The organism is Caballeronia arationis (genome assembly GCF_001544975.2).
Lineage (GTDB): Bacteria > Pseudomonadota > Gammaproteobacteria > Burkholderiales > Burkholderiaceae > Caballeronia > Caballeronia arationis.
The window spans coordinates 43,793-53,446 of sequence record NZ_FCOG02000043.1 but is presented as its reverse complement, the minus strand read 5'-3'; the positions used below and the strand labels follow the sequence as shown (position 1 = coordinate 53,446).

Sequence of the window (9,654 nt, the reverse complement as noted above, 5' to 3'; positions counted from 1 at the left end):
GCGGTGACGTCATCCAGACCTTCCTGAATCAGGCGTCGCTTCTCTGCCTCGCGAGTAAGGAACTGGACCAGCGCCTTTTTGATGATCCACTGGCGGGGCCGCTCAAGACGCTCCGACAACGCATCTACTTCCTGAGCAAGTTCGACGGGCACCTGTGCCGTCAACGTCCTGGTCTCTGCCACCATGTTTCGTCTCCGTCGATTGTCCAATAGGAATTATTGTAGACCAATAAACCGCATGTGTTCTCAGATAGCGCGCCGGCGCGCGCACTCCGGAGTTCGGTGGCCGCCAACGCCGCCTTTCCGCGACGCTCCATGCCTGATAATTCGTATCATCACGCTTTAGATTAGTTTTGTTGCGCGAACGTGGAGATTAGTCGCAGATTCTTTTGCGCGGTCCCAGCTTCTGCGCAACGACGCGGGTGGGGCTGTAGCGAATCTTAAAGATCTACCACGTGGTAGGGCGACGACAGCGACTGGGCAACGAACTGACAGTCGATCGGGATCGCCGACAGCGACAAGCACTCTTTTTCTTTCCTGCATGATCAATTTTCCACCGGCGGCCCATAAGGGCCACATGACGGCCTTACATAACTGCCGCAGTGATCGACGCATCTGCAAGCTTGAGCGGGGACGCGTCAACCCGCGCGCGGTAATGAAGCACATACCGAACGAGGTTGGACATGGGAAGATTTTGGACCGAACCAGCGTTTGGCGGGCACGACACCGGGGAAGAAGCCGGCCTACGACGCGAGGTTTCGCGAAGAGGTGCGAACGGCACTCGAAGAAGAAGGTGAAAACATTCCGACGAAGAAGCGGTGGCCTGAACGTGCGTGCGCAATGCGAACGGCGCAATGACGAAGATTGTTCAAGGCACGCGCGTGCGGTGCGCAGGCCCGACAAGATCCACGACTGAGGAAAGGTTTCCTGCAGCAGACGCCGTCTTCTACACGGTTGGCGCGGCGGCGGGCACGTTATCCGGTTCACCGCTTCCGCCTGCGCAAAGGCCGCGCGCCAAACACCCGTAAGATGGTCGTGCTGCCGAAGCACATCATTGCTTAGCGCGTCAACCGCAATCGCATTTAGATTGTGAACGCAAACCACACGCGCCAACACTATCCCTGATCTCTATGTCGGTTCGAACTTCGTGCGAAGACAAGGTACCGACGCTCGTGTGAAATGATGCTGCTCTCGACGCGCTCGGTGTCCCGCCACGCGCAGAAGGAACACCCATTAGGAGCACTAATTAAAATGCGCTAATTGTCTTTATGTCAAATTATGTGACCGGACGCGTGGCTAAACTCGGCGGCCCTTCCCTGCCAGATAACAGCGCGGCGTGAAGCAGGAGCACGCCGAACTAGATGCAGAACGTGTTGAACTGAATAACGCACAGCGCCGGCCTCGGCGCGCAGCGCGCACGTTTGGGGCAACACACCGCAAGGTCCTGATCTAGCGCGGTGGCTCGAGGACCGGTCCGACGAGCCGCATCAGTGTATGCACCTGGCGAGGGGCTCTGTTGCGTTCGCGCAGCTCACGAGTTTTAATCTCGACGCGCCATGACGTCTGCGGGATGGCACGCGGATCGATAGGAGCCTGCCCAAGCTCGGGCTGTCCTTCAATTTGCCGCATGACGGCAGCACTCACCGTGCCCTTCAGCACACCGTCGCCCCTGTTCACCGGCGTATAGAAATCGAATCGCCTTGAGTCGGGCAACAGAAACAACGTGCCAGTCATCTCTTCGTCGCGTTCGGCGATCTCCATGGCCTGCGTGCGCTCGCGCGCACGCGCAACGGCATGGCGATCAAGCAGAAAATCACGAGTACCATCGACCACGCGCATGGTGGCGCCATTTTCGTCCAGACGTTGGAAGAATTGCTTGAGCGTGACCAGGATCCGCTCGTCCAGTTCGGTCGCCGCCTCATCGAATACTGCCTCGTCATCGGCGCCCACCCTCGAAAGGATATCGGCGATCTCGTCGACGGCCGCCTTCAGCGGGGTCTCGACCATCTGCGCATTGGCACCCGACTCCTCGAGCACGAAGCCCACCGATCCGCGCACGATATTCGTGACTAGCATCTGTGAGTTGTCGATGCGCGGGACGGGCCCCCGCTGCGCCAGTCGGCCGAATTCACGACCCGAAAAGCGTTTCGATACGAGTGCCTGCAGATCCTCGAGCGCCTTGCCAGCGAAATCCGCGTTGATGCCACGCGACCCCTGAACCGGGGCGCCGCCGAAGAAAATGCCCAATTCCGCATGCGGTTGCGGTCGGGCCACGGCTTCGTCGAGCGCCAGTTCGATCTCTTCCTTGCGCGAGGAGAACTGGTACCAGCCGATCGGGTCGTCTGCTTCGCTGCGTGAGGCGAGCATCGCCTCCACCGCAGACAGGTCGGCTTTCAATGCGTCAATTTTGAGTTTCCTAAGCATCGTCGTCGCCTTGCTCGTCAAACACGAGGTTCTGAAGATAGGCCAGTGCCTGATCATCGTCCGATAGCAGCGGAATCTGCACCATTCCCTTCCATAGGGCAGTCTCTCGTTGATGCGAGAAGAGCCCGAACCAGTAGCGCGTGTCGTCAACCAGAAGGTCCGGTCGTTTCCCCAAGTCAACAAAATACGCGTCGCAACTGTAAAGCCGTTTCGCTTCCCGTGGCTTGAACAACTCCGCGTGGGCCGCAATCCAAGCTTGAAACGCGGCGGCATCGGCGAACTGCGGCCGCGACCCAAATGTCACCACATCGATATCGCCCGGCGGTCGCCCGCGTGACTGTTCGACATCTTCGACAAAGCTCCCATCCATCCACTGGAACGCGTCCACGATTCCTGCGCTCCTGAGTGCTTTTCGATAGTGGATCAACCCCTCGAGAATCGTCGCTCGCGGTTGCGAGGTCGCGAACTGCTGCGTGAACTCGAGCATTTGCGCCCGGTATGGCGACATTGTCGCCGGTGCGGTGGGCTCGTCGCCAGTGAACGGCGGCAACACCATCGAAGCGTTGAATCGTGGAAGCACGTTCATCCCGGCCTTTTTTATCGATCTCCAATTATCGCAAGAACCACGCTGACCGGCCATTGGAATGAAAGCGGCGCCGTGGACGCTGCCCCACACATTGGGGATGAATGCGAGCGGCGAGAATCCAGACGAGAAGATTCGCAACTGATGATAATTCCTATTATCACGCTCGCAATCGAATAATCAACGAAACAATTACCAGATCCATCCGGTTTTGAAGCCTCTTGCAACAAAAAGGTAAGAAATTTGCACCCCGACAAAGCATGGCGGATTAGGCAAACGTAGGGCACAAATGCTGCGATCGACGACCGCAGTTATTACCACGTGGTAGGAAGCGCTGCGAATCGCAACAGACTTACTGATCGAACGTTCGTTCGCTGATAGATTTATGTAAAATCCTCCTTCACCGAGTTCTTTCCCGGAGAAAGAAGCGAGCTGCTACGCCAATACATTGGGTCTAGAGCGACGTCATCCAAGCCCTCAACCATGGCGACTAAGCGGCGGCGATTCAGCGCAAGTGGAACGGAGTGAAGGACGATCGGCTCCCGCCGCCGCAGATGTTGATCGGTCACGTCCAACGAGCCGATCAACATATTGTGCTGGGCGTTAGGCGCCGTGACGTCCAGCGCCCAGACGTAAGCGCCCTGCTGCGGGCCAATTATTGCAGCGTTCGCGATCGAAGACAGACCGAGGGCCGCGATCAAAGCGCCCCATCCCTATCGCGTGCTTGCGATCACCACACTCACTCTACACGGCAGGTCCACGTTTGCGCGTGGTCAGTTGGGCCTCTGACGTGAGCAATACAGCCCCCAGATCAGTCCTCCACTTCCCGCAACAAACGAGCCAAGCAGCACACCCAGCTTGGCCGCGTCCAGCACGCCCTGCCCGGAAAATGCGAGTGTGGCAATGAAAATGGACATGGTGAAGCCAATACCCGCAAGCAACGCAACTAGGCTGACTCCGCGCCAGGACATGCCGGTGGGCAAACGGCAAAGCCCTGACCTGACCAGAATCCAGCTGGTAAGAAACACTCCGGTGGGTTTGCCGACCACAAGCGCCATGGCGACTCCGAACATGATCCACGAGGTATCGGGGTTTGAAAGATCCACGCCGTCAAGCGGCACGCCAGCATTGGCAAGCGCAAAGAGCGGCATGATCCCGTATGCCACCCACGGATGAAGCGCCCATTGCACTCTCACAACCGGCGGCAGGAGATCGCGTTGTGCGACGCGCAGCGTGTGCAGCGGCTTTTCCAACCGATCGAACTCATGCGAGCTCTCGACGTCGATTTCTCGCACATGATCGGCGGCTTCCGAGAGTTCGACTAGTGCGCGCTCGCGTCCGCGGGAGGCCACGACTGGCGTCATCAGCCCGAGGACAACACCGGCAAGCGTCGGGTGCACGCCGCTGAAAAACAAACCCATCCAGATGACTGCACCGGGAACGATATAGGCCGTTGCGCTTCTGATATCGAGCCGCTGCATAATGACGACTGCAACGATACCGGCTCCTGCGAATGCGAATCCGCTGTAATCGAGTCCTGCCGAATAGAACACTGCGATGATCAGTACCGCGATGACGTCGTCCACAATCGCGAGCGTCAACAGAAAGGCCCGCACACTGCCGGGTATTGAGCGCCCGAGGAGAGCGAGCACGCCGACCGCGAATGCGATGTCCGTTGCCGTCGGGACAGCCCATCCGTGAGAGGCCTCCGAACCGTGATTCACTGCAAGATAGATGAGCGCCGGCGCCGCGACGCCGCCTGCGGCTGCGGCCAGGGGTAACGCCGCCTGCCTGAAATCGCTCAGCGAGCCGGCGTGGATTTCCCGTCGAATTTCCATGCCGACGACCAAGAAGAATACGGTCATCAGCCCATCGTTAATCCAGAAATGCACGGGCTTTGAGAACTGATATCCGCCCAGGCCAAGGCTCAGCGACAATTCAAGAAATGCGTGATAGCTCCCGCCAAGTGGAGAATTTGCCCAGATGAGCGCCATGGCGGCAGCGATGAGCAGGATGATGCCGCCCGCTGCTTCCACATGAAGGAAGTGTTCGAGCGCCGTGAAGGCTTTGTTCGCGATGTGGCTGGGACGGGCAAGCGGGCGTGAGAAGTCGTTCAGTCGCATTGGGCGTGTCAGATCCCGCGTGGCGGCCCGACCAGCGCGATAAGCCTGTCCCGCTGCGGCATGCAGCTAACACCCTTGCTACATTTTACACAATGCTTTCCATATGCCGGCTCGTAGGCAACGCTCCCCTATGGCTCGGCAATCGGACATTCAGTACGGGAATTTTCTCCGAAGGGGTGCGTGGTGCCGGTCGTGCCCGTGCGAGGAGTATCGGGCAGTCGATGCCCTTTGCGTGGCGCAGCGATCGGGATGCACAACCCTCCCGGGCGACACGCCATACGTTCCGCCATACGCAAGCATCGATTTATGGAGCCTGATTCGCTCTTCGTCGGAGTGCTCATTCGCTCATTCCCGCGGTCGTGGCTGATCGCCAGACACAAAGAACGCGAGCATCCGGCCATCCGACGAGTAGGTGAGATAGCCGTCAGGATGATCGCCGAGCTGGTTGATCATGCCTTGTTTCCCCGTAGAGCAAGTCATGCAGCGATCAACCTGGCCTCATAGTCGGCTGGAGTGAAGCAATCGATAGAGGTGTGCAGACGTTCAAAAAGCAAAATTCCTGCTGTAGGTGAAATCGAGGCACGGTCAATCATAGCGTGGCTTCAGACAGTAGTTGCGCTGCAGGCGTGCGACCTTTTTTCCATTGAAGGGCCTACCCGTGCCCGAAGGGATGCCACGTTCGTTCAGGATATCTCGATCTGCAGGACAGTATGGTGATTGAGCGTAAGCGGCCTTGACGAATTACTGCTCATAGAAGGGGGGGGCGACGCAGCGATGCGTTGCTGCTACCCGACTAGGCTCTCGCATCGCCCCGGTCCTGTATATCCTCTGCGGATGACGGACTTTATCGGACCGTGTGAGCGGTCCATTGTTCAACGGATACCCAGTGCCCGGGAGAATATGACGTACATCAGGAAGGACAGCAGCCCGGCGAGGATCGGCGTGAAGAACCAGGAGAAGACGATTTCGGCCAGTGCCCTGCGGTTGAGGGTCCTCAATCCTCTGGCCCCACCGGCACCGGCCACCGCACCGATGAGCGCCTGGTTCATCGAGGTCGGATAGCCGAGGACCGCTGCCGCGTGGGCCGTGATGCTCTGGGCCAGCTTGGCGCCGAACCCCATGTTCAGGTCGAGCTCCACAACGCCTTTGCCAACTTTTTCGAGGATTCTCCGGCCCCAGGTCATGGCGCCGACAGCCATGACGATGCCGCCGACGAATCCCGCCTTCACCGCAGTGACTAGCTTCAGACCGTAGAACACTCCCACTGCATTGCCGGTATTGTTTGCGCCCAAGGTATAGGCCGCGTAGCAGCAGCCGGCCAGCAATCCCCAGCGAAGCATTCTCGTGTGCGATTCAGCGCGCCCGCGCATGACTGAATCGGTGATGCGTGTCAGGATGAATCCGAGCAGCGCGCTGGCGATCGGGGTGCCGATCCAGGTGATGAACAGGAACACGACCGTTGTGCGCCAGTTCACGGGAGCACCCATGCCCAAAGCGGCCCCGATCAACCGAACAACAGGCGAGCTGCGAGGTGGAGACCGGCCACTTCATCCATGTGTTGGCGGCCGTCACGACGGCGGCGGTGAGCATCATCACCATGGCGCCGAGCGGCGTCATAAACTGGCCTGGGATAATCCGGGTGCCGACTGTCGTGACCACATTGTGGCATTCGAACGTCGCGCCGAGAACGACAAAGAAAGCGATGAGCAGGAGTGCTGTCATTGGCTTCCTGATGACGCCCGTGCCGTAGGCCATGCCCATGGTGGCACCGGTATAGCAGGTTGCTGAAATACCAGTAGCGCGCGTCATCGTGGAAGGCCGCTAAGGCGTTGATATGAGACCCCTCACTCGCTCCCCAAGAGATCATGCGCGGCGCCGACACGTTCACCGAGAGTTTGTTTTCCGTGCGCAAGCTGGACGATTTCGTTCCGGCGTCACATCCACTGCGTTCGATTCGCTTCATGGTGAATGAGGCGCTCGCCAAGATGGATCGGCTGTTCGCCGGCATGTACGAGGCCGACATCAAGGGTGGTCGGCCGAGCATCGCGCCAGAGAAGTTGCTGCGAGCGATGCTGCTGCAAGTGCTGTACAGCATTCGTTCGGAACGTCAGCTCATGGAGCAGACGCGGTACAACTTGCTGTTTCGCTGGTTCATTGGTCTGGCGATGGATGATGCGGTATGGGTGCCCACGGTGTTCACGAAGAACCGCGAGCGTCTGATTAAGCATGATGCTGTGGTTGAATTCTTTAACGAAGTGCTGGCTATCGCGCAACAGAAGGATTGGTTGTCGGGCGAGCATTTCAGTGTGGACGGCACGCTGATCCAGGCGTGGGCCGGACATAAGAGCTTTGTGCGCAAGGATGGCGAAGACAAAGACCATGATGACGGTAGCGGCGACTTCAGAGGCAGCAAGCGCAGCAACCAGACGCACCAATCCAAGACCGATCCCGATGCGCGGCTTTATCGCAAAGGCAAGACGGCCAGCGAGTTGCGTTTCATGGGCCACACGCTGAGCGACAACCGCCACGGTCTGGTGGTCAACGCCCGAGTCAGCTGCGCTGACGGACATGCCGAACGCGAAGCAGCCAAGGTCATGATCAACGATGCGCGGCAAGTGGCAGACGCTGAGGTCGAAATCACCGTAGGCGCCGATAAGGGTTACGACGCGAAGGAATTCATCGAAGCCTGCCGGGAAATGAAGGTCGCCCCGCATGTAGCGCAAAACACCTCAGGGCGGCGTTCAGCGGTGCCTGATGCGATAGCCTGCAGCGTGGGCTATGCCGTTTCGCAGCAAAAGCGCAAGCTGATCGAACAAGGCTTTGGCTGGGTGAAGACCGTCGGTCGGATGCGCCAAGTGATGGTACGGGGGTTGGAGAAAGTCGACCACCTCTTCGTTTTGAATATGGCCGCATACAACCTGGTGCGCATGCGCTCACTGGGGCAAGTCCGTCCGTCGTGGCGCAAATGACGGTAACGACATCAAAACCGAGCCTCAAACCGTCGCAAAGACGTTGAAGGCGCGTTGCAATTGCACAATGCGAAAAGATCGTCGCAATAGCCGCGCAGTTAGAGGAACGCGGCTTCTGCTGACATGTATTTCAGCAACCTGATAGTGCGATCCGATGGTCCAACCGAAGAACAGGCCGGACAGAACCATGCCCATCGTCAGCCCGGTTTCCATTCAACCGTTCCGCACGCGCACCATGGCCAGTGCTCCGCCTGCCATCAGCAGGGCGGCCAGCCCGAAGCTCCAAACGGGTGAACCTGCGGTCCACAGCACGCCTACCGTTGTACTGGAAATCAGCTTGGTCGCGCCGTTGACGGTACCGAGCGCGCCGTAACTCATCGCCAGCATGTCGACGTGCACCATTTCGGCTGTCACGGTCGATTCCAGCGTCTCCTGGACGGCTGCATACAAGCCGGCGACGAAGAAGACGACACCCGGCAAAATTACGCTATCGACACCGACCCAGAACGCGAGCGCGGTGAGAGCCGCCGTCAATCCGCCGAGCATGTAGCCTGCGACCAGCACCGGCAAGTGACCCAGCCGGTCGGCCACCACGCCGACGGGGTAAGACGTCACCACCTGGACGACGTTGCGCCAGACGTAAAGCAGGCCGGCCACCTGTGCCGCATGCACCACCCCCATGGATGCCGTCATCAGTTGTGTGGCCGCGAGGATGAGCAGGCTGTGCGAAAAGTCGCCGCACCCGAAGAGGCCAACAGCGCCAAGATAACGCTTGAACCGGAGAGGCAGGCCGCGCAGGGAACTGAAGAACTTGAGCGCAGGATTGGGTGAACGCCGCGAGTCCCTGACGAATGCCATAAAGCTCAGTACCGCTAGCGATCCGGGAATGACAGACACCCACAGTACGAAGCGGAACGGCCCGGAGGCGTCACTCCAATGCAGTGCTTCCGCCCAGCCCAGCAACGCCACACCCAGCAGGGGGCCGAGTACCGCGCCAACGGTATCCGCGGCCCGATGAAAACCGAAGGCGCGCCCCCGGGTTTCCGGGCTGACCGCCTGAATCACGATCGCATCCCGTAGTGGCCCGCGTAGGCCCTTGCCGAACCACGAAATGATCCGGCCCAGCAATAGCAGCGGCCATCCCAGTGCGAGTGCAAGGCAGATCTGACCCAGTGGCGTAAGGCCGTAGCCGGCAATCACAAGCAGCTTGCGATGCCCCAGCTTGTCGGCCACGTAGCCCGAGACCATTTTGGCGAAACTGGCGACCGCATCAGCAATGCCCTCGATGGTGCCGAGCGCCGCTGCGGGGAGACCAAGCACAGCCAGGAAACCGGGCAGGATGACTGTCGTTGTCTCGTAGCAAAAGTCGCCCAGGGCGCTGGTGACCCCCGCACCGGCGACGGTTCGATTGAGCCATCTTTTCTGAGGAGCGTCCGGCGCGGCTGGCGACGCGACTTCGTTGCTTTCAGTCATTGGCTGATTCCTTCGTTGCGACGGTTTCAGGCCGACGCGCTCGGCCAGTGTCGGCAGATACATGGTACGTGTCTCTGTTCATG

General features: G+C 59.3%; 10 protein-coding genes. 1 reads left to right on the top strand and 9 read right to left on the bottom strand.

Translation table 11 applies throughout. The annotated features are described in order from the left end of the window. From AWB81_RS23545 to AWB81_RS23515, 7 genes are all read right to left on the bottom strand, one after another. On the bottom strand, positions 1–185 hold a 185-nt coding region (locus tag AWB81_RS23545; RefSeq protein WP_144444171.1), incomplete at its 3' end, for a CopG family ribbon-helix-helix protein. Positions 186–1,448: 1,263 nt separating this feature from the next. Beyond that, complete coding sequence (locus tag AWB81_RS23540) at positions 1,449–2,423, bottom strand: hypothetical protein (protein ID WP_144444170.1); 975 nt, start codon at positions 2,421–2,423, stop codon at positions 1,449–1,451. Further along, entirely contained in the window at positions 2,416–3,009 is a 594-nt protein-coding gene (locus AWB81_RS23535; protein WP_062638960.1) for a DUF6932 family protein, read from the bottom strand. The genes AWB81_RS23540 and AWB81_RS23535 overlap by 8 nt, the downstream gene beginning before the upstream one ends. A 380-nt stretch (positions 3,010–3,389) precedes the next feature. Beyond that, positions 3,390–3,707 (bottom strand): hypothetical protein, encoded by a 318-nt coding sequence (locus tag AWB81_RS23530; RefSeq protein ID WP_062638959.1) that lies wholly within the window; start codon positions 3,705–3,707, stop codon positions 3,390–3,392. Positions 3,708–3,779: 72 nt separating this feature from the next. Next, positions 3,780–5,129, bottom strand: a complete 1,350-nt coding sequence (gene nhaA / locus AWB81_RS23525; RefSeq protein WP_062638958.1) for a Na+/H+ antiporter NhaA — start codon at positions 5,127–5,129, stop codon at positions 3,780–3,782. Between the two features lie 872 nt (positions 5,130–6,001). Next, a complete protein-coding gene (locus AWB81_RS23520; RefSeq protein WP_200822537.1) occupies positions 6,002–6,583 on the bottom strand; it encodes an inorganic phosphate transporter in 582 nt (193 codons plus the stop codon). Continuing rightward, positions 6,483–6,938: an inorganic phosphate transporter gene (locus AWB81_RS23515; RefSeq protein WP_087135151.1), complete on the bottom strand. Its 456-nt coding sequence runs from the start codon at positions 6,936–6,938 to the stop codon at positions 6,483–6,485. Before AWB81_RS23515 ends, AWB81_RS23520 begins: the two co-directional genes overlap by 101 nt. Positions 6,939–6,994: 56 nt before the next feature. On the opposite strand from AWB81_RS23515, the gene AWB81_RS23510 reads away from it, so the two are divergent. Further along, on the top strand, positions 6,995–8,098 hold the full coding sequence (locus AWB81_RS23510) for an IS5 family transposase (protein WP_062638955.1): 1,104 nt from the start codon (positions 6,995–6,997) through the stop codon (positions 8,096–8,098). 24 nt (positions 8,099–8,122) lie between these two features. On the opposite strand, the gene AWB81_RS23505 is transcribed toward AWB81_RS23510, so the two are convergent. Then, the gene (locus tag AWB81_RS23505; RefSeq protein ID WP_062638954.1) at positions 8,123–8,311 is read right to left on the bottom strand and encodes a hypothetical protein; all 189 of its coding nucleotides are present in this window, start codon (positions 8,309–8,311) and stop codon (positions 8,123–8,125) included. Next, complete coding sequence (locus tag AWB81_RS23500; RefSeq protein ID WP_235025884.1) at positions 8,312–9,634, bottom strand: MFS transporter; 1,323 nt, start codon at positions 9,632–9,634, stop codon at positions 8,312–8,314. Positions 9,635–9,654 lie beyond the last annotated feature (20 nt).

What these genes read in the sequence shown, in the direction of transcription:
- AWB81_RS23540 (WP_144444170.1), bottom strand. Translation starts at nt 2,423, where the DNA reads ATGCTTAGGAAACTCAAAATTGACGCATTGAAAGCCGACCTGTCTGCG.
- AWB81_RS23535 (WP_062638960.1), bottom strand. Translation starts at nt 3,009, where the DNA reads ATGAACGTGCTTCCACGATTCAACGCTTCGATGGTGTTGCCGCCGTTC.
- nhaA (WP_062638958.1), bottom strand. Translation starts at nt 5,129, where the DNA reads ATGCGACTGAACGACTTCTCACGCCCGCTTGCCCGTCCCAGCCACATC.
- AWB81_RS23515 (WP_087135151.1), bottom strand. Translation starts at nt 6,938, where the DNA reads ATGACGCGCGCTACTGGTATTTCAGCAACCTGCTATACCGGTGCCACC.
- AWB81_RS23510 (WP_062638955.1), top strand. Translation starts at nt 6,995, where the DNA reads ATGCGCGGCGCCGACACGTTCACCGAGAGTTTGTTTTCCGTGCGCAAG.
- AWB81_RS23505 (WP_062638954.1), bottom strand. Translation starts at nt 8,311, where the DNA reads ATGGAAACCGGGCTGACGATGGGCATGGTTCTGTCCGGCCTGTTCTTC.
- AWB81_RS23500 (WP_235025884.1), bottom strand. Translation starts at nt 9,634, where the DNA reads ATGTATCTGCCGACACTGGCCGAGCGCGTCGGCCTGAAACCGTCGCAA.